Source organism: Actinomyces gerencseriae DSM 6844 (assembly GCF_000429265.1).
GTDB classification, from domain to species: Bacteria; Actinomycetota; Actinomycetes; order Actinomycetales; family Actinomycetaceae; genus Actinomyces; species Actinomyces gerencseriae.
In genome coordinates this window covers 124,594-151,560 of sequence record NZ_AUBN01000011.1, presented here as the reverse complement: position 1 = coordinate 151,560, position 26,967 = coordinate 124,594, and the positions used below count along the sequence as shown (strand labels likewise).

Genomic DNA, 26,967 nt, shown 5'->3' with positions numbered 1-26,967 from the left:
GGCTGAGTGAAGGCGGACGTGATTGTATCTCATCTCGATCCACGAGGCACTATCGTTGATCGTCTTATCCTTCGTGGGATACGCCATGAAACTTATTCGTGGGCTGTATGTGAATATGATCCGATCGATCGTGTAGCAGACCTGGTTGACGGTGGTGTTGTAGGTCTTTGTGAAGAGCCTGATATGTCTGTCATGCTGGAGCTCAGTGCCGATCTCTGAACACAGCAGACCGGTTTGGAGCGGATTGCGTTTGTCACGAATCTGCTGTAGCGGGCGGCAGAATCACCGGGGAAGCGCTTGTCCCAACTAGACGGAATGATGTGATGACACTGCGGGGTGGGGGTCATCCCACCCGCGGTGTCATTTTCACCAAACCATGCACCGCTGCAAGCCGCGCAGCTGCATCCTCCAGCACCTTGGAAGGCGGCGCCTGCTCACCTGGAAACGGGGTGGCGACAAGATTCCCGTCATCCATTTCCCAGACGCCGGTGATCCGCCCTCCCTGGGTCAGGACGGGAGCGATCCAACCTGCAGTCTTGCTCACCCGCGAGCGATGCTTGTTCGCCAGCATGTGAGTGTCCTTAGTCCCAGGGCCAAGGACGAACTGGTCGAACGCTCCTAGGAAGTGGGTGGCGCGGCTGGGCTGGGTGGCCGCGAGCTCGTCCTCATACTCGGCGAGCAGATATCGTGTCTCATCCTTCACCCGCACCTCGACGATTTGCTCGCCAAGACTGGCGAACCAGCCCTTGAGCGTTGACTTCTTGTTGCTGTTGCGCGAGAGCCACGCGTCAAAGGTTTCAGGGGTCGCCGGGCCATAGGCGGAGAGGTATCGCTTAATGACCGCCGGTGCTGCCTCCGCAGGATCGGGTAGCCCATTCCAGTTCTTCAGAAAACTGGCAGGGTTAGTGAATGTCACCTTCGAAGAACTGCTTGGGCCATAGCACAGGGCACCCCGCCATGCGAGGGGCTTGAGCAGAGCGCCCCATCCGGAACGCAGTTGTTCTTCCATCCCCTTGAACCGTTTGTCCTGAACCAGTTCGCTCACCAGCTCATCGCGAGACAGCACCTGACCGTCGAGGAGATCAGCAACAGACTCCGTCAGTTGCTCGACCTCCTCTGGCGTAGCGCCGAAGTGCCGTGACCAGGTGGGCTTGGTCCACGTACGAGCGCTAGCTAGCAGCGATAGGTACTCCGCTACGTCCGCAGACCGCATCGCGTGCAGCGTTCCGCGCATCGCCCAAGTCTTGACAAGCGAGCGGTCGGAGTACGCACGCTTGACCCCTTCAGGTCGCGGGTTGCGTTGCCGTAAGGCGATAGCGGTCTCAGCAGCGGAAGCCACCTGCGCCTGCGTACCGCAGAGCCGTCCGACGATCTCAACAGGATCTGCGTCCGTCAACGGTTCCAGGTACTGCCTGTGCAGCCGCCATGCGAGCACCTGTTCGGCGGAAACCTCGATCAACGTCGTCCCCTCTCGTCGTTACCGTCAGATTCTAAGCCTCTTCGGAGCCTTGATTCGGTACACCGGGTAGCACTTCATGCAACCAGTCGCTGCGTGTCTGCTGAGCTTTCCACTGCCGCGGGTATCCCACCGACACGTCCTCGAAGCGGACGCCGGAGAGCTCGATGGATACGAGGGATGTGCAGGTGTCCGTACACCACGACCTTCGCGTTGTACTCGATGTGCCACCGTGCGGTTTGGGCAGTGCCGCACCACAGACCGAACTCGGGGTGACGCAAGATCTGCATGGGTTCACAGTGTAGTGGCCAGTGATTGACGAGCGCTGTTGGGTACCCCGTTGAGGCAGGCCAACCGGTTTTGCGTGTATGCGAGCCGCGCACGACACCAGTCCTCACGGGTGGGGTAGGGATCTGGATGCAGGAAGTACTCGTCAGTGCAGACGACGCCAGCGGACGCCGCAACAGAGAGTGCCTCCTCCTTCGTGAAAGTGCCTGCAGGGCGAAAGGTGTAGTCGTATAGGACGAACAGCGGCGCGATGACCACTGGCACGGTTGCTGTCTGCCACGTCGGGTATGGGTCCTCGGACGTCACCACCCCCGGCGCTCGGCACACATCCACCAACTTCTGGTAACAGGCTTCGCCCCGCAACGCAACTGCACCTCATCGTTCGGTGTCGTCCACAACTCGTGGTTGCCCGGCATCCAGATCACCTTTGCGAATCGAGCAGACAGTAAAGCAAGGACTTTTCAACCTGGGAGAAGTCCTCAGCGACGTCGCCGGCGACGATCAGCCAATCGTCCTCCGTCGTCGGCTCCATGCTCTCCAGAAGTTGCTGGTTCTCCGGGTAAGCGACATGTAGGTCGCTTACGGCGAGAAGCTTCCGAGATGGGAACACTTGATATAGTCTACATCACTGTATCGAGTCTGCGCGAGCTTGACTGAAAGAGGCTCTTCGCGTTTGAGGGTGTGGTAGGTGGGGCTTATTGGCACTTTTAGGTGGTTGTTGTGAGGTGGTCCTTGGGGCGTCCGGCGTGGATGGGGCTGCGGATGGTGTATCCCGCGAAGGACAGGGCGATCAAGGATATTGCCTCGTGGATCGAGCTGAGATACAATCACGTCCGCCTTCACTCAATCCTAGGATATCGCGTCCCCAACGAGGCGGAACGTGAATTCCTGGGCCTGACCAAGACGGCCTGAAACACAAAACAAACAGTGTCCGAAAAACACCACCCAGCAGTCCAGTTGCGGTACCCCAGCGGAGCCTTCCCCAGCGTCTCGCCGTTCCTGGCCTTCTCACCCATGCCCTTGATGACCCCGTTGGCCAGGTTGCGGGAGTAGAACTCGTCGATGGAGCTCATGATGCCGTGCAGCAGGATACCGCCGGGGGACTGGTCGATATTCTCAGAGGTGGAGATCAGGCGGACACTGGCCTCGTCGAAGGCCCGGTTGATCTTCACATCGTCCGCCCTGTTGCGCGCCGGGCGGTCGAGCTTGTGGACGATGACGTAGTCAACGTCGCCGGCATCCTTGAGGTAGCGGAGCATCTTCTGCGGCTCGGGGCGGTTGGCGCTGCGGGCGGACTCACCGCGATCAACGAACTCCTTCACCACCAGCGCCCCATAACAGTCGCCTTCTTCTTAGAAATTGCGTCATCAGGTTAGGGCTTGCCGGTGGGGTGTTGGTTCCACCGGAAGCGGGCGTGGATGACTCGCTTCTGCCGGGGCTCGGCGTCCGCGCTCCGCTCCCGTGTCGCGCCTAGTGACGTGATCCTCAAGAGAGTCGTCCTCGTCGGGGCCGATAAATGCAGCTAAATACTGCCGGAGTCAATGCGTGCACGAGGTTCGTGCGCATGTCGCCCGCCTATACTCGTTGAGGTGACGATGCTTGCGCTGCACGAGTGGGGGGGATCCCACGGCTCCGGTCCTGCTCCTGGTCCACGGCCTGACGGAGTCGGCTGCAGCCTGGCCCGACGCGGTGGCTCGCTGGTCTCCCCGGTATCACGTCCTCGCGGTGGACCAGCGGGGGCACGGGGCGTCCCCGCGCTGGGACGACGAGTTCCTGGGCCGGGTGCCGCAGACCATGCAGGAGGACCTTGAGCTGGTGCTCTCCTCTTTCCCGGAGCCGCCGGTCGTCGTAGCGCACAGCCTGGGAGGGCTCGTGTCGTTGCGGGCGAGCGTTGCCCGGCCCGACCTGGTTCGGGCCCTGGTCCTGGAGGACGTCGCGCGCCCCACTGGGCACTGGGCCCCGGACCCCTGGTTCGTGGAGCACCAGGAGCGCTTCCTGGACGCGTTCGCCGACGGCGGCGCGGCCGAGCGGGAGCGTATCCGGCGCGAGACCTCGTGGAGTGATGCCGAGATCGAGGGGTGGGCCGGGTGCAAGGGGCAGGTTGACCGCCGCTACATCCGCGAGGGGACCTATCTCGGTGAGGCCGACCTCATCAGCGCAGTCAACCGGCTGATGATGCCGACGCTGTACCTCGCGCCCCGCCACGGCGACATGGCCCCGGACCCCTCTGAGGTGATCAACCCGCTCGTGCGCTTGGTGCTGCTCGACGGCGTCGGCCACTGCGTGCGGCGGGACGCCCCGGAGGCCTACCATGGGCTGGTCGATCCCTTCATCGAGGAGGCCTTCGGCGAAAGATGCGGGTCATGGCACGACCGTCGTGAAGGGCAACCGGGAGTTCCGTGAGCACGTGGTCCGACTGGTGCCGGAGCAGCGTGAGGGGCACGCCTCGGAATCGGTCACGTCCGCCTCATGCTCCCATGAATCCGAGCACCAGCATCGGTCCGACGCCGAAAGCGATATTGACGATCCAGTGGGTGATCACCATCGGCGCCAGACGTCTCTGCTTATGGACGATGATGCCGGCGGTGATGCCCCAGGCCGTGAACATGAAACCGTAGATGGCCATACCGCGGACGTCGCCTGCGAACATCATGTGCTGCAAGCCGAAGAGCACTCCCTGGATCAGGATGGCGGTCGTGATTCCGGAGCGCCCGACCAAGCCTTTCTGGAGCCAACCGCGGTAGATGATCTCCTCGATCGGAGCGTTCGCGAGGAAGATGACTGCACCGAAGACGCTCATCGCCGGCAACACGCCGGCGGGCAGCTGCGGGCTGGATTTGGAGAATACTTGTTCAAAATTCTGGAACATGTTTGCGCCGAATATGAGATACATCGACCCCATCAGGGTGATGATCATCGGGATATAGGTGACGAACAACCACAGGAGTCCCCAGGCGATGTCCTTGCCGAGACGACGCTTCTCGAAACCAAGATACGTCCATGTCGACACGCCGTGCCGCCGGAACGCACGCCAGATAACGGCGCCGCAGACGATATTGACGAAGGGAAAATAGGGCGTGTCGAGCGGTGGAAAATCCTTACTGATGCCAGCGAGTCGGAGTATAAAATATGTTGTGGTCGCCAGTGCCGCCATGGCGACCAGACGAATGAGTACGAAGTGGAATGGCTTGTCGCGCTGCGCGTCGAGTGGATTTTTCGTGGTTGGGATCATTGAGGTTCTCTCACCGGGGTCGGGACGGCGGCCTGGGGGCCAGGATGGCGAGGAGGGTGAGTAGGGGGTGCGGGTCGGGTCGGGGCGTCGGCGGTCATGTGCGTGGGGTTCGGGTCATTGGTCGGCCGGTACCTTGGTGTAGCGCTGGTCGGGTCCGGCGGCGGTCTCGGGGATGGTGGGGATGATGGTGGTCATGAGGGTGCGTACGCCTTCCAGGGTGGTGTCGTTGTAGCCGTGGTCCGGTCTCCCCTCGATGAAGTACTGGAATTCCAGGACGTGGTTGTCGGGGTAGAGCCAGGCCGCATCGACGCTCGTAATGACGCCATCGATGTTGGGGCTGTCCAACCAGATGTAGCCTCGGCCCTCCACGCCGTCCAGGACCAGTGGGTCATGCCCCTCACCGTCCAGGTCGGTGAAAGGATGAATGCCGCCAATAGCGTCCAGGTAGCCGCCGGGTTCGTAGGAGATGTAGAACGCGGTTGGAGACAGATTCGCCGAGGCGTTCCGGCCTCTGATCCTGCATTGGAAGCCGTTCTGGTCGGGCTTGTTCGGGTAGCTGTCGTGCCAGTACTCGTAGTCAACGGTCTGGAAGGACACGGCCTCCCGGAGCGCGTCGGTGGAGGTGATCTCGCACACGGCCTGCTCGTCAAGGAATGTGGGCGAGGGGGACGGTGAGCCGGTCACCCGGTTCACAAGCCCGCGCCCGCACCCCGCTGGCCCCAGGGCCAGTGCCACGCATGCCACCACCGCGGTCACGAGACGCCGCACCGGCCGGGGCCCGTGCCGAGGAGCCATCATGGGTCCTCCGTTTCCCTCATCCTCTTTCTCCGCATCCTTTCCGCTCGCACAGGCGAGTCATCCCTTGCGGGGACCACCGTCGTCACTGCTGCTTTCCGCATGGGTCTTTCCGTGACTGTCTCCGTTCGTGATGCCGTCCTCGAGTTCACCGAGCACCTTGAGGTCGTCGTTGTTGCTCACCTCGTCGTCCTTCCAGGTCACCATGTCCTGGGCCTGGTCATTGGTCAGGGCGGCCGTGTTGATGGCGGGGTTGCCGTCGGCGTCCTGGTGGTACCAGTCGTGGTCCTTGGCGGTCTCGACGGCCCTGCGGCCGCCGTTGTCGCTGTCGCCGTCCAGCAGGCCGTGGTTGAGGGCGTCGGCGAAGGCCCGGGCCCGTAGTGTCCTGGAGGAGGTGGCGGCGTCGACCGCGTCGCCTGCGGGTGCTCCCAGCGCGTCGGTGATGGCGTCGGCGGCCAGGGGCCTGGCGATGGTCGAGCCCACCGAGAAGGCCAGCGGGGCGGCCGCGCCGCTGCTGAGGGCCGACACCCCGGCCGCCGCCACCGTGGTCAGCACCGACAGGCTTGTACCCACCGTGTCCTTCTGCTCGGCGGAGCCCTCGGCCCCGTCGTCGGTGAAGCGCGACTCCGACAGGGACCGGATGTAGGTCGAGGACGCGGCCGCCTGCTGATACTCACTCTTCAAGGTCCCCTCCCCGGCGCCGGGCTCGGCCATCTTGCTCTGGATTCGGTCGTGGTGGAACTCGCCCATGCCCGTGGCCAGGGTCGCCATGGCGTCCTTGTCATCGCCGAGGCGGTAGACCAGCGTCGAGATGTCGGCCTTGCTGACGCCCCAGTTCAAAAGCCTGGGTCCGTCGCCGCTCTTCAGGTCTTTTCCTTCGGCGACGGCGGTGATCTCCTCGGGGCTGTTGGCCGCCATGACCGCCAGGTTCTGCTTCATGGCGTCGGTGATGTCGTCCTTGGAGAACGCCTCGCCGGCGAAGTAGGTGATGGCCCGGCCGCATGCGCAGGTGGCGCGCGCGTCGGCGTCCGCCGGCACCGGGTCATCCGCGCTGGGAGCACGATTGCGGAACGAGGAGGCCGCCGCGGTCGCGGCGCTCAGGGCCTCGGCCGCGTCCTGGTGCTGGATGTTCCAGTCCCGGCTGGTCAGCAGCTCCCACCGCTCGGTGGCGGTCTGGGAGGAAACCCAGTTCCCGGCGTCATCGACGCTGCCGTCCTTGGCCGGCGCGAGATACTCCAAGGCGGCCTCGGGATTGTTGCTCATGGCGGTCAGTACTCCGGTCAGGGGGTCCGAGGTGCCCGCCTGGCCGTTGATGAAGTGCATGGTCGGCGGGACCATCGAGTTCGGGTCGCGGCTCTCGAGCCTGCCGGCCAGGCCGATCAGGAAGTCGGTGCCGTAGACCGCCTCGGGCGCGCTCAGCATCATGTTGAGCGCCACCATGTAGCCCGGGGCCCCGCCCTTGTCCTCGATCACCCGGTGGAGGCCCTCCGCCAGAGACTCGCCGCCCGAGTCCGACCGGCTCGCGGCGGCCAGCACACGCCCCAACGTCGCGGTGGAGGCCGTGAAACGCCCCGCGGCGTCATCACCGTCGTAGTCATCGCGGTAGTAGTCGTTGAGGTCCTCGACCAGGTCCAGGTAGGCCTGGGCGCCCCCCACCCCGTCGACGAGCATCTTGCCGTAGACGGGGTTGTCCTGGTGGTTGGCGATGTCGGTCAGGATCTGGTCGGTGGTGCGCCCGTCGTCGGCGGTGCCGTTCTCGGAATCCTTGGCCTGGGCCAGGGCGGCGGCGTCGGCGCCGGCGGCGGTGGCGGCCTGGGTGTTGTAGCCGCGGAGGTTGGTGATGGTGTCCTCGGCGCCGTCGGGCAGGTAGTAGGTCAGGCTGCCGTCCGGGGCGGCGGCGGTGACGCCACTGCTGTTGAGATCGATGATCTCCCGGCGGCGGGCCGCGAGATCGTCGGCGACCTCCAGCAGGATCGCGGCGGCGTTGCCCATCGTGGTCGCCGACACCCCGTCCGCCGGAGCGCACGAGTACAGGGCCGGGGCGCTCGTCATCTCCTCGACCGTGGGCACCGGGTGATCACGATCATCACTGGCCCAGTAGATCGCGCTGCGCCCCTCATCAGTATCCTCGACATAGGCGTACAGGTTGTTGATCAGCGCCTGCACGCCCTCGGGATCGAACTTCACGAACGTCATGACGATCCCCCATGGTCTCCACGAATCTCCGCGGCCCCCGCGAGCCCATCGCACTTTCGGAGCCCTCCCCGGGCTCTCACTGGGCCTGCCTCCACGTGGCCTCGGGCGAGTTCGGCTCGGCCCTCTTCCCGGGATAGGTCAGCTGAACGTTCTCGGCACTGGTCAGGTCCTCGACGATGCAGCGCAGCATGGTGGCCACCGCGTCGATACCACCTGTGATCCAGCCCCGGTAGCCCTCGGCCGCTGGGGAGTCCCACACGTCGTCGTCCAGCGCCGTCTTCAGACTCTCCAGCGTCTCACCGCCCACGACGATGGTCGGATTGACATCACCCGAGCCACCGCCCGAGGGAATCGCCTGATTGGACGTCCTCCACTCCGTCGTCAGATCGGTCTCCACCCCCTCCGCCTTGGCCTTGATCTCCTGAACCGCCTTGAGCTTGAGATTAGGAGGCCAATCAGGATGACCCCCGCCGTCGTCATCGTAGGAGTCACCGCCGTAAGGGGCGTATGCGGACATCATCACGAGCCTCCCGGGGGCCTGATTCAGGGATCCGCGCGGTAGCGGTAAGCGGCTCGTCCTTCGACGGCGCACCGCCCGGCCACCGCGCTGTGACGCGCACAACCCAAGCACACTCGCGCCCACGGGACAACCCCCCGAGCGCCCGCGGTTCGTCCACATCGCAGCGCATCCACCACCCGCAACCATTTCACCCCCACCGATTGCCGTCGCATCGAGGATCTGCTCGATTCACCGGGCCCTGCTCGGGGCGCTCGTCGGCGATCCCGGCCCGGCGACGCGGGGCCATCGCGGCCGAGTGACGGCCCTCGGAACTGGTCACGGCCGCCGATGTCGAAGGTGTTAAGTTGTCCTGGCTCCCGATGATCGGGAGTGGCCGGCCTCCGTGGTGGAATCGGTAGACACCGCGACCTTAAAAGTCGCTGCCTGCGGGCGTGCGGGTTCGAGTCCCGCCGGGGGCACCACGAGGTTCGTATACGAACCTCGTGCCAGGCGTGTCATGGTCGGGGCTCGTGCCGGACGATGGGGAACGCTCATCCTCATCGGTTATACCTGCCCGCCGGCGGGAGGGACGAGTACCGGCTCTGGAACCTGACGGGGCTCCGACGGGCTTCGGAGACTTTCGGCGTGGTCGCCACGTTGAAGCCAGGGATTTCGTATGCCATCTTCGGCGCTCTCATGTGGACGTCCATGGGCATGTGCGTTCTGGGCTTCTCAAGTATGGACTTCTCGACCAAAGATCGATCGTCGTCGTGGGAGTGCGGGCGATAGCAATTGTTGTCACCCTGTCCACCGCCCTCAGCGAGAAGAGGAAATGGTCCGGATCCGGAGAATATCCCGGAGGCTGGGACTATGCCGGACGCTTCTCGGGCTCGGGCTCGTCGGGCGGCTCCGGCGCGCACGGGAGGCGATCAGATGTCCAGGTCCTCGACGAGGGGCCGGGACTCGACGCTCCTGACCGCCTCGATCAGCTCGTCGGGCAGCTCCCCCTCCATGTCGTCGACTGCGGCGAAGACCCGGAGCTCCCGCTTGCCGCTGCTCCACCAGTCTCCGTGCCATGTCCCGGGGTTCTCCCAGACCGGGTCGTCGTCCTCCGGGCTGGACAGGACGTCCCAGTTGGGCTCGTCGCGCAGGTGCACGGCGTACTGACCCTTGGCCGTCCTGTACACGCGAGCGGTGAGCGAGCGGATACCGCCGTCCTGCTGCCTCCAGCGCAGCAGGCGTCGTCCCGAGAACCGCTTCGTCACCGCAACCGGGCCCTCGTCCACCGTGAGCTCGATGGTTGCCATCGTGTCCTCTTTCTGTCGTTCGTCGTGCTGCGCCAGGTACAGACGCAACCCCACCGTCACGGCGGCCGACATCCCGCCCGCAAGTGTCGCAGCGCGATCGAACAGGGGCAGGTCGGCCTCCGAGACGTAGACGTTCTTACTGGGCATGCGCATAAACATATGCATGTCTCGGCCCGGGACGCAAGGCCGACGTGCAGGATGCGATCCGCCTTTCGGATCGCGGGGCCGACGGGGTCGGGCCGGGCCCGATCGGGCTCAACCCGCCGCCGCCCAGGCGCGCAGACGCTGCATGGCCGCGTGGGCGGGGGAGCCGGCGGACGGCGTGAAGACGACGACCTGCGCACCGTCGTCCTCCGCGAGCATGCGGAAGGGGATCGTGACGGCGCCGATGAGGGAGTGGAAGATCCTCTCCTCTCCCTGGGACGAGCTGGGCGGCAGGTCCTGGTCGATCCACATGCGGCAGAACAGGCGGCTGCGGGCGCTCAGCGTGCCGACGACGCCGATGAGCTCGGGGTCGTTCGGGTAGGCCTCGAGGGCCGCTCTCAGATCGGCGACGGCACGCGTGATCACATCGCCCCAATCGGGCCAGAAGCTCTGCGCCGCCTCCTGATCGAAAAAGGCGAATTCGAGCAGGTTCACCGTCTTCTTCCGAGCGCCCGCCCACTCCAGCACGGGGGCGTACAGAAGGCGGCCCGGCCTATTGACGGCCACGAGATCGAGCGACCGGGAACGCAGGTAGGCGGGCATGTCGAAAGAATCGAGAAGCTGCCTGGTCGGAGCGGATACCGCGCCGCGCTCCGGCCCCCGACCGGATTCGGCGGCGCTCGTTCGTTGCTCGGACGGAGCGGCGGGAGCCCGCTCGCGCGACACCGCACCGGCGTCGGGATAGGCCGCGTCGAGCAGAAGATTGAAGCGATGGCGGTCGTTCGGACTCAGTGCGAGCACGTCGCTGATGAGATCCTGCAACGACGACTCCGGCGCCGTGGGCAACAGACCCTGCTCGAGATCCACGTAGTAGTCGGTGGCGACGCCCAGTAGCCTGGCGATCTCGTCGCGGCGGAGGCCGGGCACGCGGCGCGGCAGACCTTTGGCGGGCAGGCCGGCCATGGTCGGGGTGACTGCCGCGCGATGCTCGGTGAGGAACGCGCGCAGGTCCGTTCGAGCATTCTTGAGTCCTCGAGGCATAACGACAGAGTAAAAGAAAACGATGGGTCGCGTTACCCTTTCATGATCTTTCGCTCATTCCTGGATATTAGCGATCGGTTAATTTATATCCTCGTCCAGCGCGTGCGCACCAGGCTAGCCTTCACTCATGAGCCAAGCCGACCTCGCTCCCACCGCCGCCGGCATCCAGCCGGTCTCCCCGCAGGACGCCGGTGCGCCCTCCGACGCGCCCCCGACCGTCGCCGACGTCGTCGGCATGCTTCGTGCGGCGGCCCCGCCCGAGCTCGCCGAGCCCTGGGACTCCAATCAGCTCATCTGCGGCGACCCGGCGGACTCTGCCGGCTCGGTGCTCCTCGCTGTCGATCCGGTCACCGCGGTCGTCGATGAGGCCATCGAGCGCGGCGTCGATATGGTCATCACCCACCACCCCCTCTACCTGCGCGGCACCGACCACGTCTCCGCCACCGACCCCAAGGGCCGGACCGTTCATCGTCTCATTCGTCATGGAATCGCCTTGGCCAACGCCCACACGACCCTCGACGCCGCGCACGGGGGCGTCGCCGCTGCGCTCGCCGCCGCCGTCGGAGTGCTCGCCGCCGTGCCGCTGGAGCCCGATCCGCATGATCCGACTCAGGGCATCGGGCGCATCGGCGACCTTCAGCGCCCCACTCGGCTGCGCGACCTGGCCGTGGCCGTCGCCTCTGCACTGCCCGACTCCGCGCCCGGACTGCTCGTCGGCGGGGACCTCGACGCGACCGTTGAGACCGTCGCCGTGTCCGGCGGGGCCGGGGACTCCCTGCTCGATACCGCGCGTGAAGCCGGCGCCGATGTCCTCCTCACCGCCGATCTGCGCCATCATCCCGCCTCCGAGCACCTGGAGGCCGGCCGCCCGTACTTGCTGTGCGGAACCCACTGGGCCACGGAGTGGGTGGGACTGCCGCCGCTCGCGGCCCGCTTGGAGCGGGCGGCCTCGGCGGGCGGACGTAGACTCGCCGCGTACGTGTCCGAGGTCGTCACCGACCCGTGGACTCTGCGTCTGAGCACTGGCTCCTGAGCGAGCGCTCGGATCGCCCAGAACGTGATACCCAGCCGATGACCAGCCAATGAAGGACCACAGCAGTGACGAGCGCCCCCCTCCGCCAGCAGCGTCTTCTCATCGATCTGCAGAGCCTCGACTCCAGGCTCGCCCGTCTCGCCCATGAGCGGACCCACCTGCCCGTCCTGCGCAGGATCGAGGCCACCGTCGAGCGCTTGCGCGCCAATCGGCGCGACGCCGTCGTCGCCGCCGGAGTACTCGCCGATGCCAAGGCGGAGTCCACTCGCGCGGAGGACGAGGTCGGGCAGGTCGTGCGCCGTGCCGAGATCCTACGGGAGCGGCTCTCCTCGGGTACTGCCGGCGCCCGTGACCTGAGTGCCATTCAGGGGGAGATCGATCAGCTCGGTCGCCGCCAGAGAGTCCTGGAGGACGCTCAGATCGCGGCCATGGAGGCCTTGGAGGCCGCTCAGGCGGAGGCCGATCGCCTCGCCGCCCAGGAGCAGGAGATCCGTGCCGCCGGCCGTGAGCTCACCGCCGCCCGTGATGCCGAGTTCGCCCGTCTCGACGGGGAGATCGAGCGGACGCGTGCCCGACGCGCCGATCTCGCCGAGACGATCGACGCCCCTCTGCTGGCCGAGTACGACGCCGCTCGAGCCGCGACCGGCGGCCTTGGAGCGGTCGCCCTGCACGGGCGCCGGGTCGAGGGAGCCGTCCAGGTCAGTCCGGCCGAGCATGCGCGAATCGCGGCCGCACCGCCGGACGCGGTCATCCACGCCGAGGAGAACGATGTCATCCTCGTGCGCATGGGGGAGTGACCCGGCGGTTCTCATCGGCATCGCTGCCGAGAGGGGCGCTCGGAAGGCGGTCGGGAGCGGAAGAGGATAGAGTGCGTTGCGCGGACGAGCCGACCGGGCGGCCGCGGTGCCCCTGGGAGACCGGGGGATCGAGGAACGTCCGGGCTCCACAGAGCAGGGCGGTGGCTAACAGCCACCCGGGGCGACCCGCGGGACAGTGCCACAGAAAGCAGACCGCCTGCCGGGAGGCCGGCCGGTAAGGGTGAAACGGTGGGGTAAGAGCCCACCAGCGCCGCAGGTGACTGCGGCGGCTAGGCAAACCCCGCCCGGAGCAAGACCGCGCAGCAGGCGCCCGAGGGCTGCTCGCCCGAGCCTGCGGGTAGGTCGCGTGAGCCCGCCGGCAACGGCGGGCCAAGATGGATGGTCGCCACCGCCGCACCGGCAACGGTCGGCGGCAACAGAACCCGGCGTACAGGTCGGCTCGTCCGCCCTCGCACCGAGGCCGTGTCGTGCCCCGGGCGGCTCCTCCGCCCGGCGCGGCTTCGTATCGTCGTTCGCATGGGGGTGCCCGTCACCGGACCGGTCCGGTGACGGGCACCCCCACTCTCATCGATCGGCGCTCGATCGGTCGGTGGTGACCTCAGCCGATCGATCGCCGGGTCATGACCTCGGCTTGATGTAGGTCTCCTGGTTGCCGGAGAAGCCCTTGACGGCGAACACGCCGTTCTTCGCCTGCGCCTGCTCCTTCGTCAGGAGGAAGGTGATGTAGCCCTTGGCCGTGCCCCCGTCGCGGGGCATGTCCTGCTCGGAGAACTCGTCCTTGACACTGTAGAGGGAGGTGGAGGAGGTCGTGTTGCCGTTCTCGACGTAGTCGATCTTCAGGCCGTAATCCTCGTACTGCCCCGTACCGTGGTAGGTGACGCTCACCGGCACGCGGACGTAGACGGAACCGTCGCCGGGGTCCAGCCTCTTCCACGTGTAGGGGTTGTCGACCTGATCCTTGACCTTCTGGGTCGCGTCCCATTCGACGACTCCGAGGGCGACATCGACCGACGAGTTCGGGTCGCCCAGGCTGTAGGCGTCTGCTTTGAAAGTGATGGAGCTGTCCGCCTCGAGCGGGTTCTTCTCCGACATGCCCGGATCACTGGCCGAGGGCGTGGTCGGGCCCGAGGTCGGACCCGGGCCGGGCGCTCCGGTGATGGAGGGCGCGGGCACCGGACTGTGGGCGGGGTCGCTCTTACCGCCGCGGTTCAACAGGACGGCGGCGAGAATGCCTCCGACCAGCGCGATCACGAGCACGCCGATGATGAGCCAGAACCACCACTGCTGGGTGACGGGCTTGGGGCCGGGCCCTCCCGGGGCACTCATGTCGGCGGGCTGCCAGCCGGGTCCTCCCGGCGGCGGCCCGCCGGGGGCGCTCTGGTTGTGGTAGGGCGTCGGCGACTGGGCGTAGTTCATGCCGGGCGCGTACGGGGACGCCCCCGAGTCGGCGCCGACTCCGGCGGCCGATCCGGCGTAGTCCCCCGAGGGCGCGGAGGCCGACTGCCCGGTCGGATCGGCCACGGGGGACGAGCCGGCCGGAACCGCCTGCGTCGGAGCCCAGGCGGCGTCCGCGGCTGATGATGCCTGGGGCGCCGAGCCGGCGCTGCTGCCGGGTGCGGAGTCCTCGACCCACAGCTGCCAGCCCTCCGGCGCCGGTCCCCATGCGGGGTCGGGCTGCCAACCCGCGGGGGGATTGAATCCCTCCGGAGGGGCCGGCCAGTTCGGCGGCGGATTGAATCGAAGTGCCATGAGGAACCTCCGGGGCGGTCGGATGATGGGAGCATTGGTGCGACGTGCGTCGTCCTGGGGAAGAATCTACACGCGGTGGACGCGCCGCCGTTATTCATGATCGTATATCGCGTGGGAGGATAATGGGGAGTTGTGTCCGCGCAGTTACGCGGGGCCTGCGCGAGGCCGAGGGCGGGCGCCCGGGGCATCACGGGGAGTCGGATGGTGAGTCGCGACCGCGAGTCAGACCGTGGTGAGCACGTCGGCGCCGTCCTCGGTGACCACCAGAGTGTGCTCGAACTGGGCGGTTCGAGAGCGGTCCTTCGTCACCACCGTCCAGCCGTCGTCCCACTGCGCCCACTCCTCCGTGCCCAGGGTGAGCATGGGCTCGATGGTGAAGACCATGCCGACCTCCATGACGTCGGCGTACCGGGGCGCGGCGTCGTAATGGGGGATGATGAGGCCGGAGTGGAAGGCCTCTCCCACACCGTGACCGGTGTAGTCCCGCACGACGCCGTACTGGAAGCGCTTGGCGTACTTCTCGATCACCCGCCCGATGACATTGACCTGGCGACCGGGGCGCACGGCGCTGATGCCGCGCTCCATGGCGGTGCGCGTGCGCTCGATGAGCGCGGCCGTCCCGGGATCGACCTGCCCGACCGGGAATGTGGCGTTCGTGTCGCCGTGGACGCCATCGAGATAGGCGGTCACGTCCAGGTTGATCAGATCGCCCTCCTTCAGAACGGTCGAGTCCGGGATGCCGTGGCAGATGACCTCGTTGACCGAGGTGCAGATCGACTTGGGAAAGCCCATGTACCCCAGGCAGGACGGATAGGCGCCGTGGTCGCACATGTACTCGTGGGCGATCCGGTCGAGCTCGTCGGTGGTGGTTCCGGGGGCGATGGCCTCGGCGGCCTCGGCCAGGGCGCGGGCCGCAACACGACCCGCACGGCGGATCCTCTCGACCGTCTCCGCATCCTTGACGTCGGAGGCGGTCACTCGCTCGGGGCCGTCATGGAACATGTACTCGGGTCGGGCGATCGAGGCGGGCACGTGCCGATCGGGGCCGAGCCTGCCCTTGGTGAGGGTGCCGCGGGGAGCCCTGTCCGCCAGGGATGAGGTCGAGGTGGTCATGCGCCCAGCATAGGAGCGCTGCGCGATGAGTCGCCTCCGTTCCTCCCCTGTTGCGCCCGTCATATTCCGTCACGCCCTGTCGTACGAGGGCTCCAGGGACCGGCTCCGGGGTGCCGGGGCCGCGGGGAGCTCCTGCTGCTCCTGGCGGGGAGGGGTCAGGAGTCGAACCAGTGCTCCTCGGCTGGGAAGGCGCCTTCGCGAACCTCGGCGGCGTAGTCGCGGGCCGCCCGGCGCAGGGCCTCGCCGACCCGTCCGAACCGCTTGGCGAAGCGCGGCCTCCACTCGGTCATCCCGGCCATGTCGGACCACACGAGGACCTGTCCATCGCAGCGGGCCCCGGCGCCGATGCCGATGGTGGGGACGGCGAGGGCCTCGGTGACGCGTGCGGCCACCGGCTCCGGCACCATCTCCAGCACCATGGCCATGACCCCGGCCTCCTGGATGGCCAGGGCGTCGGCCAGGAGCTCCTCACCCGCCTCGCCGCGACCCTGGACGCGGAAGCCGCCCAGCGCGTTGACGGACTGAGGAGTGAAGCCGAGGTGCCCCATGACGGGGATCCCGGCCTCGGTTAGGGCTCGGATCGCGTTCGCGCGCGGTCGCCCGCCCTCGAGCTTGACGGCGTTGGCTCCCGCCTTGATCAGCCCGACGGCGCTGCTCAGCGCCTGCTCGGGGCCCGCCTCGTAGGTGCCGAAGGGCAGGTCGGCGATGACGAGGGCCCGCCTGGCCGCGCGGCAGACGCTGCGCGTGGCCACCACCATCTCGTCCAGGGAGACGGGCAGGGTCGATCCGTGACCGAGCATGACATTGCCGATGGAGTCGCCGACGAGGATCATGTCCATCCCGGCCTCGTCGAAGATCGCCGCGGTCAGGCCGTCATAGGCCGTGATCATCGTGAGCCTGGTGCCTTCGGCCTTCGCCGCGAGCAGGTGGGGGAGCCGGACCGGTCCGCCGCCGGCGACGTTCTCGGCGGCGGAGGACCCGTAGGGGGACTCGGGAGTAGTCATGGCCCGAAGCCTATGCCGGTTCGCACGGCCACGCCTCGAACGAGTCGGGCCCCGCGGCCACTCTCTCGGGGCGTGTGAGATCCTTCCGGCTCATTCGCCTCTGTAGGCTCTGATCGGAGGGCGGATGGCACCGTCCGGCATCACCGCGCAGGAGGCACCATGGACAAGCAGCAGGAGTACGTTCTTCGGGCGATCGAGGAGCGCGACATCCGCTTCGTCCGCCTGTGGTTCACCGACGTCCTGGGGCAGCTCAAATCCGTTGCCATCGCGCCGGCCGAGGTGGAGGGCGCCTTCGAGGAGGGCATCGGCTTCGACGGCTCGGCGATCGAGGGGCTCACGCGCGTCTACGAGTCGGACATGCTGCTGTCCCCGGATCCGTCGACCTTCCAGATGCTGCCCTGGCGCGACGGCGCCGACGGGGTCGCCCGCATGTTCTGCGACGTCCTGACCCCTGACGGCGAACCCGCCCGCACCGATCCGCGGGCGGTCCTGGAGCGTCAGCTGGCGCGTGTCGCCGACGCCGGATTCACCTGCTACATCCATCCCGAGATCGAGTTCTACCTGGTCAATCGGGACGCGAACGGCCGTATCACCCCCACCGACCACGCCGGGTACTTCGACCATGTCCCGGGAGGGACGGCCCACGAGTTCCGCCGCCGGGTCATCCTCATGCTCGAGCAGATGGGCATCTCCGTGGAGTTCTCCCACCATGAGGGCGGCCCGGGGCAGAACGAGATCGACCTGCGCTTCGCCGATGCCCTGTCCATGGCGGACAACATCATGACCTTCCGCGCCGTCGTCGAGGAGGTGGCTCTCCAGGAGGGGAGTCTGGCGACCTTCATGCCCAAGCCCTTCGTCGGTCGGCCGGGCAGCGGCATGCACACGCACTTCTCCCTGTTCGAGGGCGACCGCAACGCCTTCTACGATCCGTCGGGGGAGTACCAGTTGTCGATGACCGGCAGATCCTTCATCGCCGGGCTCCTGCTCCACGCCTCGGAGATCTGCGCGGTGACCAACCAGCACGTCAACTCCTACAAGCGCATGTGGGGCGGTGATGAGGCTCCCGGCTACGTGTGCTGGGGACACAACAACCGCTCGGCCCTGGTCCGCGTGCCCATGCACAAGCCGGGGAAGGGCCTGTCCGCGCGCGTGGAGTATCGCGGCATCGACTCCTCGGCCAATCCCTACCTCGCCTACGCCGCCATTCTGGCGGCGGGCCTGAAGGGGATCGAGGAGGGCTACGAGCTGCCCTCGGAGACCGAGGACGACGTCTGGGCGCTGACGGAGGGCGAGCGTCGGGCCATGGGCATCGCCGCCCTGCCGACCTCGCTCAAGCGGGCGGTGACGGCCATGAGCGACTCTGACCTGGTCGCCGACACCCTGGGCGAGGACGCCTTCGAGTACTTCATGCGCAACAAGCGTCGTGAGTATCGGTCGTACGACGCGCAGGTCACCGCCTTCGAGCTCAGCCAGTTCTTCCCGCGCGCCTGATCCGGGGGCGCTGCGATGACCGGGCGACGGGGCGGGTCCGCCTCCGGGCCGTTCGGCCGGAGGCGCACGAGCCTGCGCGCACGGCTGGTGCGCGCCGGCTTCGTCGAGATCGATCGCGCCGGATCCTGTCTGCACGACGAGGCCCTGAGCCGACTGCTCCCGCTCGCGCAGGCGCCCCTGGACGGCGACGGGCTCGACCCGGTCCGGGTCGCGCTCGTCGAGGAGCTCGGCGCGACCGCGGATCCGGACCTCGCGCTGCTCTCGCTGGCGCGCCTGGCGTCGGCCGTCGGCGCTCGAGGCGAGGAGCTGCGAGAGCTTTTCCGCCCCCTGGGCGCGGACCGCGGAGGCGCCGGCGGCGGTGATTCAGCCGAGGGCGACGACACCGCGCAGGACGGGCGCGCGCGCGATGAGCACCGCCGTCGGCTCCTCGCCGTCCTGGGCTCCTCTCGCGCGCTGGGCGACTTCCTGATCAGCCATCCCGATCACCTCGCCGCCCTGAGCCCGGCCCGCGCCATCGATGCCGCCGATCGGCCGCCCGTCGACGCGGTCCTGACCGGGGCGGTCAGGGCTGTGCTCTCCGCCGGCGACGCCGCCGGCCGTGCGCGCATCGACGCGGCCACGGCGGCCATGCGCGTGGCTTACCGCGACCGGCTCCTGGCCATCGCCGCCGATGACTTGACGACCTCCGACCCGCTCGGCCACGTGCCCGTGGTCGTCGAGCGCATGACCCGGCTGGCCGACGCCGCCCTCGAGGCCGGCCTCATGATCGCCCGCGCCGGGGTCGGACCGCGGGCCGAGGACGTCGCCCTGGCCGTCATCGCCATGGGCAAGACGGGAGCGCGTGAGCTCAACTACGTCTCCGACGTCGATGTCGTCTACGTCGTCGGGCCCACGAGCCGCGTCGAGGCCTCCGAGCGCCCCGGACGACCCGTGGATGAGGACGAGCTGGTGCGCCTGGGCACCGAGCTCGCCGTCGAGCTGGCCCGTGCGACCTCCGCCTCCGGGTGGGAGCCTCCCCTGTGGCCCCTGGACACGGCGCTGCGCCCCGAGGGCAAGGGCGGCGCCCTGGTGCGCACCCTGGAGTCCCATGTGACCTACTACGAGCGCTGGGCCGCCTCCTGGGAGTTCCAGGCGCTGCTCAAGGCCAGGCCCTGCGCCGGGGACGCCCGGCTCGGCGCCGCCTACGCGCGCGCCGTCGATCCTTTCGTGTGGCGGGCCAGCAGTCGGGACAACTTCGTGGACGACGCCCGGGCCATGCGCAGGCGCGTCGAGAACGAGTCCGGCGGGGGCGGTGGGGAGGACCGCCGCATCAAGCTCGGTCCGGGCGGGCTGCGCGACGTCGAGTTCACGGTTCAGCTCCTCCAGCTCGTCCACGGGCGCGGCGATGCGCGTCTGCGCGTCCGCTCGACCCTCGGCGCCCTGGCCGAGCTGTCGGCGGCCGGATACGTCGGACGCTCCGATGCCGCCGAGCTGGACTCCTGCTACCGGCTGCTGCGACTGCTGGAGCACCGCAGCCAGCTCTACCGTCTGCAGCGGACCCACGATCTGCCGCGCGGCGAGGCCGACCTGCGCCGTCTGGGACGGGGCATCGACCGGCGCGTCATGGGCGGGCCCGAGGCGCTGTGGGCGTCCTTCTCCTCGGCGCGCAGGCGCGTGCGCGCCCTCCACGAGGAGATCTACTACCGGCCGCTGCTCACGGCGGCGGCGACGCTGAGCGCTGACGAGATGGCGCTGAGCCCACGGGCGGCGCGCGAGCGGCTCAAGGCGGTGGGCTACCTCGACCCCGACGGCGCCCTGCGCCATATCCATGCCCTCACGGAGGGCGTCAGCCGGCGCGCGGCGATCCAGCGCCAGCTCCTGCCCGTCATGATCGGCTGGCTCGGCCAGGGCCCGGATCCGGACAACGGCCTGCTCTCCTTCAGGCTCCTGTCGGAGAGGATCGGCGGATCCCACTGGTATCTGGCGATGCTGCGCGACTCGCGGGCCGCCGCCCGGTCCCTGTGCCACGTTCTGTCCACCGCCAGGTGGACCACGGAGCGCCTGGCCGAGAGACCGGAGTCGATCGCCTGGCTCGACGACGCGGGCGGGCTGATCGCCCGCGATCCTGCGGCCCTGCGATCGGAGGTTCGCAGTCTTCTACGGCGGCGCGCCCTGGTGGCCGACGACGAGTCCGACCTGGAGCGTCAGGCCGCGGAGGCGGTGCACGCGGTCATGGGCGTGCGCACCCGCGAGCTCGTCCGCGCCGCGCTGGCCGACTCCCTGGACGGCGTGGACCCGGAGCGCACCGCCCGCATTCTGACCGACGCCACTGACGCGGTTCTCGACGGGGTGCTCAGCCTGGCCACCGGCATGGTCGTCGCCTCGCGCGACGGCGCCCGTGCGGTTGAGTCCGGACCGCGGGGAGACGGTACCTGGAGCGGGGCGCTGGCCCGCCACGCGGTGATCGCGATGGGGCGCTTCGGCGGGGCCGAGATCACCTACGCCTCCGATGCGGACGTCCTGTTCGTGCACGAGGCGCGCCCCGGTGCCGATCGGCGGGAGGCGGCCGATGAGGCCGAGGCGGTCGCCCGACTGGTCGTGCGCCTGCTCTCCCGGGCGCAGCCGCATTCGCTGGAGGTCGATGCGGATCTGCGTCCGGAGGGGCGCCGCGGTCCGATGAGCCGCTCGCCGGGCTCGTACGCGGACTACTACGAACGGTGGTCCTCGGTGTGGGAGCGCCAGGCGCTCCTGCGGGCGCGGGCCTGCGCCGGCGACGCCGGGCTCGGACGCGCCTTCGAGGAGCTCGTGGAACCCCTGCGCTGGAGCCCCGGCGGGTTGGACGACGACGGTCTGCGGGAGATCCGTCGTCTCAAGGCGCGCATGGAGGCGGAGCGCCTGCCCCGCGGCACGACGCCCGCACGGCACCTCAAGCTGGGGCCCGGCGGCCTGTCCGACGTCGAGTGGGCGGCGCAGGTCCTCCAGCTGCGGCACGCGGCACGGGTGCCCGGACTGCGTACGACGTCGACCCTGACGGCCCTGGACGCGGCGCGGTCGGCGGGGCTGCTCGGCGCGAGCGAGACGGATGATCTGCGCAGCGCCTGGCTGCTGGCCTCGCGGGTGCGGGCCGCGAACGTTCTGGGAACCGGGCGGGATCACGGAACGCGCGTCGAGGTTCTGCCGGAAGGACAGCGGGAGATCCGTCTGGTCGGGCGCCTGCTGGGCATGCCCCCCGGGCGGGAGCGCGATCTGGAGGACCTCTACCGGCGGCGCGCCCGGCACGCCCGTCGCATCGTCGAGCGCGTCGTCTTCGGACGGATCTGCGAGCCCCGGCCCGACCCGGCGGGGCCGGCGCCCCGGGCGGGTGGGGACGTCGGGTCGGGGACCCCTGAGCCTCCTCGGGACCGCCCTGGCGACGATCGGGCGTCGAGCACGGCCGAGGAGCGGCGCACGGGCGCGACGGACGAGGACGAGACGGCCGGCCATCGCGCCGGGGCATCGAGGAGCCGGCCCGCGTCGGCACCCGCCCGGTCCGTGCCGAGGCCGTCCCGACGCGCTCCTGCGCGCCGCGGAGGCGGCCCCTATCCGTGGTCGTGACCACCTCCGGATCCCTGCGGAGGAGAGCGCGCGCGTTTCCTGACAGGATGGACCCGTGAAGCTCCTCCTCGTCCGTCACGGACAGACCATCGCCAACACCATGGGTGCTCTCGATACGGATTTTCCCGGCAACTCCCTGGATCCCACCGGCCTGTCCCAGGCGGCCTCGCTGCCGGATCTGCTGGGTGCCGACCGACTCGGAGGGATCTCCTCGCTGTGGACCTCGCCGATCGCCCGAGCGCGTCAGACGATCGCGCCGCTGGAGGGCGTCACGGGCCTGACGGCGAGTATCGACTCGGGTCTGCGAGAGGTGCTCGCAGGCGATCTGGAGATGTGCACGGACGCGCGCTCGGTCGCCTGCTACGCGGACACGACCCGGGCATGGATGATAGGGCGCACCGCTGCGCGCCTGCCCGGCAGCCCGGAGGACGGCGCCGACACCTTCGCCCGGTTCGACGCCGCCGTCGGTCGGATCGCCCGCACGACGACGCAGACCGCCGGTGCGGGGGCAACGGCACTGCTGGTCGCCCACGGCACCGTTCTGCGTCTGTGGACCGCTCTGGCCGCGGCATCGGGCGGGGGAGCGGATCCCGCCTGGATCGCCGACCATCCCATGCGGAACGCGGCCGTGAGCCTGGTCGAGGGCGATCCGGGGCGCGGGTGGCGCCTCGTCGACTGGAACGAGGGGGAGTGGGTCAGCCCGGGGCGGCCCGGCGTCGCGAGCTGATGGCCTCGTGCCTCGCCCTCGGCCGGTGAGCGGATGGCCGGCCGACTCCCTCCGCACGATCTCGGAGGGTCGGGCGTACCGCCGGTGACCTCACAGCACTGAGGAGAGGAAGGCCCGGGTGCGGGCTCCGCGCGGGTGGCCGAGGACCTCGGTCGGATCACCGGACTCGCGGATGACGCCGCCGTCCATGAAGATCAGCTGGTCGCCGACCTCGCGGGCGAAGCCCATCTCGTGGGTGACGACGACCATGGTCATGCCCGAGGCGGCGAGATCCTTCATGACCTGGAGGACCTCGCCGACGAGCTCGGGGTCCAGCGCCGAGGTGGGCTCGTCGAAGAGCATGAGCTCGGGGTCCATGGCCAGGGCCCGGGCGATGGCCACCCGTTGCTGCTGGCCGCCGGAGAGCTGGGAGGGGTAGTGGCCCAGACGGTCGCCGAGCCCCACGCGCTCCAGCAGTCCGACGCCGTACTCGCGCGCGCTCGCCCTGCTCAGGCCCCGCACCTGCACCGGCGCCTCCATGACGTTGCCCAGGGCCGTCATGTGCGGGAAGAGGTTGAAGCGCTGGAAGACCATGCCGATCCGGGCGCGCTGCCGAGCGCGCTGCTTGTCGGTCAGGGCGTGCAGCTGGACGTCGCCGTCGGGACCCTCGACCTCGCGCATGCCCATGAGCTCTCCATCGACCCATACCCGGCCGGCATCGATGGACTCCAGCTCGTTGATGCAGCGCAGCAGGGTGGACTTGCCCGAGCCGGAGGGGCCCACGAGCACCGTCACCGAGCCGGGCGGGACGGTGAGGTCGATGCCCTTGAGGACGTGCAGTTCGCCGAAGAACTTGTGGAGGCCGCGTACGCGCACCTTGGCGATGGCGTCGGAGCCCGCGGCGGCGAGAGCGGTCGTGCCGGGTGTGCCGGGCGTGGCGGGAGTGGTCATGAGGTGGCCTCCAGGAAGGGGTTGTCCTCGGTGGTGTGCGAGTCGAGGATCGCCTGCTGCCGGGCGGACAGCGCCCGGCCTCGCCTGGAGCCCGAGGTCGACGAGGAGCCGTCGAAGCCTCTGCCGTAGTAGCGCTCCAGGTAGTGCTGGCCGACCATGAGGATGGAGGTGATGATGATGTACCACAGCGCCGCGACGATGAGCAGCGGGATCGTCTGGTAGGTGAACGAGGCGTAGGAGTTCGTCACGAAGGTCAGGTCCAGCGTGAAGGGCACCGCCAGGACCAGGGAGGTCGTCTTGAGCATGGAGATCGTCTCGTTGCCGGTGGGCGGGACGATGACCCGCATCGCCTGGGGCAGCACGATGCGGCGCAGGATCCGGCCCCTGCTCATGCCCAGGGCTCCAGCGGCCTCGGCCTGGCCCGGGTCGACGCTGGCCAGGCCCGAGCGGACGATCTCCGACAGGTAGGCGCCTTCGTTGATCCCCAGTCCGAGAACCGCGGCCACGAAGGGCGTGAACACCGATGTCGTCCTGAAGGTCAGGATCTCGGGGCCGAAGGGCACTCCCAGGCTCAGATGCTGGTAGAGCGCGGACAGGGCGCCCCAGAAGACCAGTTGGGTGTAGATCGGTGTGCCCCGGAAGAACCACAGGTAGCTCACCGCCACCCAGCGCAGGATGAGGTTGGAGGACTGGCGCATGATGGCGGTGGTCACGGCCAGTACGATGCCGATGACCATGGCCAGGAGGGTCAGCAGCAGGGTCCAGCCGACGGCGCGGACGACGTGGATCTCGCGGAAGAAGAACCAGACCGTGCCCCAGTGGAACTTGTCATTGGTCACCAGGGCGTGGATGAGCATGGCGCCCAGAACCGCGACGATCGCGGCGCTGATCCAGGTCCCGGGACGCGGGACCGGCTTGAGATGGTTGAGCTGGACGGGCTCCTCGCCGGTTGCGGGCCTTGAGGACACGATTCACTCCTCCACTTCCGGGTTCATCTCGGCGGTGGCCAGCGCCGAGTCGCTGATGCCCCAGGAGTCCAGGATGCTCTCCCAGGTGCCCGAGTCCATGAGGTACTGGATAGCCGCCTGAATCGCCGCGTTGAACTCGGGGTCGCTCTTGGACAGGATGACGGCCTGGGGGAGGGCGTCCTCGATCCCGCCGACGGTCTCGACGGCTCCGCCGGTGCTCTCGATCGCGTAGCCGGCCACGGTGGAGTCGGAGTAGATGGCGTCGACGACGTTGCCGACCAGGCCCGTGGTCGCCTCGGACTGGGTGGAGTACGAGCGCACGTCGATGGCGGGCCTGCTGGCGCGGGTGCAGGCCGCGGAGTCCGCGCGTATCGCGTCCTCCTGGGCGGTACCGGTCTGGACGCCGATCTGCAGCCCGCACAGGTTGAGGTGGTCGGAGGGGTCGACGCCCCGGGGATTGCCGGAGACCACGTTGAAGCGCGAGCCGACGTTGATGTAGGAGACCATGTCCAGCGCGGACTCGCGCTCGCCGGAGACCGTGAAGGAGGAGATGCCCGCGTCGTACGTGGTCCCCACCGCTGCGATGATGGAGTCGAACTCGGCCGTGTGGGTGACGGAGCCGACGCCCAGGACGGCCGCGATGGCCCTGGTCAGGTCCACGTCGTAGCCGATCGCGGTGCCGTCGGGGTCCAGGAACTCGGCGGGAGGGTAATCGGTGGCGGCGGCGACGTCGAGGACTCCGTCGGCCAGGGCCCCTTCGGGCAGCATGGCGATAATGTCGTCCTGCGGCCGGATGCCCGAGGTGTCGTATCCCCTGGTGGAGGCCGATGCCCCGGTCTGCGCGGTCCTCCAGTCGGCGGCGTTGGTGCAGCCCGCCAGTGCTCCGACCAGGGCGAGGCACAGGCCGACGGCGATGCCGGTGACCAGTGCGCGGGTGGACCTCATGGGAACTCCTCGAGGGCGGGGCGCGAGACCGATGGCGCCGGTCTCGGAGTACCAAAAGAATATTACGTCGGTCGGTATAGATATTCAGTTGGTTGAGATGACATCGAGCACGTTGCTCGTGCCGCGTCTCTGCCGCCCTCTCGCTCCGCGGCCGTCACAGGTCGTAGTAGAGCTCGAACTCATAGGGATGCGGGCGCATCCGCATGGGGACGATCTCGTTGTCCCGCTTGTACTCGATCCACGTGTCGATGAGGTCGGGGGTGAAGACGTCTCCCTCAGTGAGGTAGTCGTGATCGGCCTCCAGGGCGTCGAGCGCCTGATCCAGGGAGTACGGCAGCTTGGCGATGTCGTCGTACTCCTCGGGGGCCAGCTCGTAGAGGTCCTTGTCGATGGGCTCGCGCGGTTCGATTCGGTTGCGGATGCCGTCGATCCCAGCCATGAGAACGGCCGAGAAGCACAGGTACGGATTGGAGGAGGGATCGGGGACGCGGTACTCGATGCGCTTGGCCTTGGGGGAGGTGCCCGTCACCGGGATGCGGATGCAGGCCGAGCGGTTACGGGCCGAGTAGACGAGATTGACGGGGGCCTCGAAGCCCGGCACCAGGCGGCGGAAGGAGTTGACCGACGGGTTGGTGAAGGCGAGCAGGCTGGGCGCGTGCTCCAGGATGCCGCCGATGTACCACCGGGCGTAGTCGGAGAGCTGGCCGTAGCCGCGCTCGTCGAAGAACAGCGGCTTGCCGTCCTTCCACAGAGAGTGGTGGCAGTGCATGCCCGATCCGTTGTCGCCGAAGATCGGCTTGGGCATGAAGGTGGCCGTCTTGCCCGCCCTCCAGGCCTCGTTCTTGACGATGTACTTGAACTTCATCATGTCGTCGCCGGCGGCGAGCAACGAGGCGAAGCGATAGTTGATCTCCTGCTGCCCCCCGGTGCCGACCTCGTGGTGGGCGCGCTCGATCTCGAGGCCCGCTTCCAGGCAGGTGCGCACCATGGCGTCACGGATGTCGGTCATCTGGTCCGAGGGGGGGACCGGGAAGTACCCGCCCTTGAAGGGCGTCTTGTACCCCTTGTTGCCGCCCTCCTCGCTGCGACCCGTGTTCCAGGCGGCCTCGTTGGAGTCGATGGCGTAACGGGTGGAGGCGGGCGTGGTCTCGTACTCCACGGAGTCGAGCAGATAGAACTCGGCCTCGGCGCCGACGTAGCAGGTGTCCGCGATACCGGTGGAGCGCAGGTGGTCCTCGGCCTTGGCCGCGATCGATCGGGGATCGCGGGAGAAGCGCTCGTCCGTGAACGGGTCCACGATCGAGAAGTTGATGATGAGCGTCCGCTCCTTGCGGAAGGGGTCGAGGTACGCGGTGGTCACGTCGGGCACGAGCTTCATGTCGGACTCGTGGATCGCGGTGAAGCCGCGGATCGAGGATCCGTCGAACATCAGCCCGTCGGCCAGGGCGTCCTCCTTGAAGGCGTCCACCGGTATCGTGAAGTGCTGCATGGCGCCCGGCAGGTCGCAGAAGCGGACGTCGACGAGTGCGACCTCCTCCTTCTCAATGTAGGCCAGGGTCTCGGACGCGTCCTTGAACATGTGTGTTCCTTCATCTGGGTGCCCGCCTCCAGCGCCGGCCCGGCTCGGGTGCCTCGACGACGCGATGTGCGGCTTCGTG

Annotated in this window: 22 protein-coding genes, 1 tRNA gene, 1 other RNA gene and 1 pseudogene; 9 read left to right on the top strand and 16 right to left on the bottom strand. The window is 68.3% G+C overall.

Annotated elements, in window-relative coordinates:
- The first annotated feature begins 6 nt into the window (after positions 1 to 6).
- Positions 7 to 219: a hypothetical protein gene (locus G448_RS18030; protein WP_156910930.1), complete on the top strand. Its 213-nt coding sequence runs from the start codon at positions 7 to 9 to the stop codon at positions 217 to 219.
- A gap of 124 nt (positions 220 to 343) precedes the next feature.
- On the opposite strand, the gene G448_RS15260 is transcribed toward G448_RS18030, so the two are convergent.
- From G448_RS15260 to G448_RS0105835, 3 genes and pseudogenes are all read right to left on the bottom strand, one after another.
- The gene (locus G448_RS15260) at positions 344 to 1,459 is read right to left on the bottom strand and encodes a winged helix DNA-binding domain-containing protein (protein ID WP_034494514.1); all 1,116 of its coding nucleotides are present in this window, start codon (positions 1,457 to 1,459) and stop codon (positions 344 to 346) included.
- Between the two features lie 706 nt (positions 1,460 to 2,165).
- Positions 2,166 to 2,354, bottom strand: a complete 189-nt coding sequence (locus G448_RS18500; protein ID WP_026407243.1) for a metallophosphoesterase — start codon at positions 2,352 to 2,354, stop codon at positions 2,166 to 2,168.
- A gap of 346 nt (positions 2,355 to 2,700) precedes the next feature.
- Positions 2,701 to 3,078: pseudogene (locus tag G448_RS0105835) on the bottom strand (recombinase family protein); the annotation flags it as partial.
- A gap of 265 nt (positions 3,079 to 3,343) precedes the next feature.
- On the opposite strand from G448_RS0105835, the gene G448_RS15250 reads away from it, so the two are divergent.
- Positions 3,344 to 4,147 (top strand): alpha/beta fold hydrolase, encoded by an 804-nt coding sequence (locus G448_RS15250; protein ID WP_245572200.1) that lies wholly within the window; start codon positions 3,344 to 3,346, stop codon positions 4,145 to 4,147.
- Positions 4,148 to 4,211: 64 nt separating this feature from the next.
- Here the strand turns inward: G448_RS15250 and G448_RS15245 are convergent, their stop codons facing one another.
- The 4 genes from G448_RS15245 to G448_RS0105810 all read right to left on the bottom strand — a co-directional run bounded on the left by G448_RS15245 (position 4,212) and on the right by G448_RS0105810 (position 8,490).
- Positions 4,212 to 4,976 carry a CPBP family intramembrane glutamic endopeptidase gene (locus G448_RS15245; protein ID WP_034494512.1) on the bottom strand — a complete coding sequence of 255 codons (765 nt, stop codon included), beginning with the start codon at positions 4,974 to 4,976 and terminating at the stop codon, positions 4,212 to 4,214.
- Between the two features lie 114 nt (positions 4,977 to 5,090).
- Entirely contained in the window at positions 5,091 to 5,612 is a 522-nt protein-coding gene (locus tag G448_RS0105820; RefSeq protein WP_026407241.1) for a hypothetical protein, read from the bottom strand.
- 219 nt (positions 5,613 to 5,831) lie between these two features.
- Positions 5,832 to 7,967: a DUF6571 family protein gene (locus tag G448_RS18700; protein ID WP_026407240.1), complete on the bottom strand. Its 2,136-nt coding sequence runs from the start codon at positions 7,965 to 7,967 to the stop codon at positions 5,832 to 5,834.
- A gap of 76 nt (positions 7,968 to 8,043) precedes the next feature.
- Positions 8,044 to 8,490, bottom strand: a complete 447-nt coding sequence (locus tag G448_RS0105810; protein ID WP_156910928.1) for a hypothetical protein — start codon at positions 8,488 to 8,490, stop codon at positions 8,044 to 8,046.
- 373 nt (positions 8,491 to 8,863) lie between these two features.
- On the opposite strand from G448_RS0105810, the gene G448_RS0105805 reads away from it, so the two are divergent.
- Positions 8,864 to 8,948 (top strand) — tRNA-Leu (locus G448_RS0105805).
- Positions 8,949 to 9,395: 447 nt separating this feature from the next.
- On the opposite strand, the gene G448_RS0105800 is transcribed toward G448_RS0105805, so the two are convergent.
- Positions 9,396 to 9,920: an EXLDI protein gene (locus G448_RS0105800; protein WP_026407238.1), complete on the bottom strand. Its 525-nt coding sequence runs from the start codon at positions 9,918 to 9,920 to the stop codon at positions 9,396 to 9,398.
- A 108-nt stretch (positions 9,921 to 10,028) separates the two neighbouring features.
- On the bottom strand, positions 10,029 to 10,958 hold the full coding sequence (locus G448_RS0105795) for an MmyB family transcriptional regulator (protein ID WP_026407237.1): 930 nt from the start codon (positions 10,956 to 10,958) through the stop codon (positions 10,029 to 10,031).
- A gap of 127 nt (positions 10,959 to 11,085) precedes the next feature.
- Between G448_RS0105795 and G448_RS0105790 the strand changes: the two genes are divergently transcribed.
- The 3 genes from G448_RS0105790 (at position 11,086) to rnpB (ending at position 13,255) form a co-directional block, all read left to right on the top strand.
- Positions 11,086 to 11,991: a Nif3-like dinuclear metal center hexameric protein gene (locus G448_RS0105790; protein ID WP_026407236.1), complete on the top strand. Its 906-nt coding sequence runs from the start codon at positions 11,086 to 11,088 to the stop codon at positions 11,989 to 11,991.
- Between the two features lie 65 nt (positions 11,992 to 12,056).
- Positions 12,057 to 12,788 carry a zinc ribbon domain-containing protein gene (locus G448_RS0105785; protein ID WP_026407235.1) on the top strand — a complete coding sequence of 244 codons (732 nt, stop codon included), beginning with the start codon at positions 12,057 to 12,059 and terminating at the stop codon, positions 12,786 to 12,788.
- A gap of 85 nt (positions 12,789 to 12,873) precedes the next feature.
- Positions 12,874 to 13,255: RNase P RNA component class A (gene rnpB / locus G448_RS16995), an RNA gene on the top strand.
- Between the two features lie 172 nt (positions 13,256 to 13,427).
- Here the strand turns inward: rnpB and G448_RS0105780 are convergent.
- The 3 genes from G448_RS0105780 to panB form a co-directional block, all read right to left on the bottom strand.
- Positions 13,428 to 14,558, bottom strand: coding sequence for a hypothetical protein (locus G448_RS0105780; protein ID WP_026407234.1), 1,131 nt, complete (start codon positions 14,556 to 14,558; stop codon positions 13,428 to 13,430).
- Between the two features lie 222 nt (positions 14,559 to 14,780).
- Positions 14,781 to 15,671 carry a type I methionyl aminopeptidase gene (gene map, locus G448_RS0105775; protein WP_034494509.1) on the bottom strand — a complete coding sequence of 297 codons (891 nt, stop codon included), beginning with the start codon at positions 15,669 to 15,671 and terminating at the stop codon, positions 14,781 to 14,783.
- A gap of 155 nt (positions 15,672 to 15,826) precedes the next feature.
- On the bottom strand, positions 15,827 to 16,675 hold the full coding sequence (panB, locus tag G448_RS0105770) for a 3-methyl-2-oxobutanoate hydroxymethyltransferase (protein WP_026407232.1): 849 nt from the start codon (positions 16,673 to 16,675) through the stop codon (positions 15,827 to 15,829).
- Between the two features lie 159 nt (positions 16,676 to 16,834).
- Here panB and G448_RS0105765 point away from each other — a divergent pair, with 159 nt between their 5' ends.
- Genes G448_RS0105765 through G448_RS0105755 form a run of 3 tightly spaced genes read left to right on the top strand, consistent with a single transcriptional unit; the run spans position 16,835 to position 22,466 of the window.
- Complete coding sequence (locus tag G448_RS0105765) at positions 16,835 to 18,166, top strand: glutamine synthetase family protein (RefSeq protein WP_026407231.1); 1,332 nt, start codon at positions 16,835 to 16,837, stop codon at positions 18,164 to 18,166.
- 15 nt (positions 18,167 to 18,181) lie between these two features.
- Positions 18,182 to 21,739, top strand: a complete 3,558-nt coding sequence (locus G448_RS0105760) for a bifunctional [glutamine synthetase] adenylyltransferase/[glutamine synthetase]-adenylyl-L-tyrosine phosphorylase (RefSeq protein ID WP_026407230.1) — start codon at positions 18,182 to 18,184, stop codon at positions 21,737 to 21,739.
- A 55-nt stretch (positions 21,740 to 21,794) separates the two neighbouring features.
- Positions 21,795 to 22,466: a histidine phosphatase family protein gene (locus tag G448_RS0105755; RefSeq protein ID WP_026407229.1), complete on the top strand. Its 672-nt coding sequence runs from the start codon at positions 21,795 to 21,797 to the stop codon at positions 22,464 to 22,466.
- 90 nt (positions 22,467 to 22,556) lie between these two features.
- Here G448_RS0105755 and G448_RS0105750 read toward each other — a convergent pair whose 3' ends face one another.
- The 4 genes from G448_RS0105750 to glnA all read right to left on the bottom strand — a co-directional run bounded on the left by G448_RS0105750 (position 22,557) and on the right by glnA (position 26,888).
- Positions 22,557 to 23,396: an amino acid ABC transporter ATP-binding protein gene (locus G448_RS0105750; RefSeq protein WP_051268658.1), complete on the bottom strand. Its 840-nt coding sequence runs from the start codon at positions 23,394 to 23,396 to the stop codon at positions 22,557 to 22,559.
- Positions 23,393 to 24,364, bottom strand: coding sequence for an amino acid ABC transporter permease (locus G448_RS0105745; RefSeq protein ID WP_026407227.1), 972 nt, complete (start codon positions 24,362 to 24,364; stop codon positions 23,393 to 23,395). The genes G448_RS0105750 and G448_RS0105745 overlap by 4 nt, the downstream gene beginning before the upstream one ends.
- A gap of 3 nt (positions 24,365 to 24,367) precedes the next feature.
- A complete protein-coding gene (locus G448_RS0105740) occupies positions 24,368 to 25,309 on the bottom strand; it encodes an ABC transporter substrate-binding protein (RefSeq protein ID WP_026407226.1) in 942 nt (313 codons plus the stop codon).
- 154 nt (positions 25,310 to 25,463) lie between these two features.
- The gene (glnA, locus tag G448_RS0105735; protein WP_026407225.1) at positions 25,464 to 26,888 is read right to left on the bottom strand and encodes a type I glutamate--ammonia ligase; all 1,425 of its coding nucleotides are present in this window, start codon (positions 26,886 to 26,888) and stop codon (positions 25,464 to 25,466) included.
- Positions 26,889 to 26,967 lie beyond the last annotated feature (79 nt).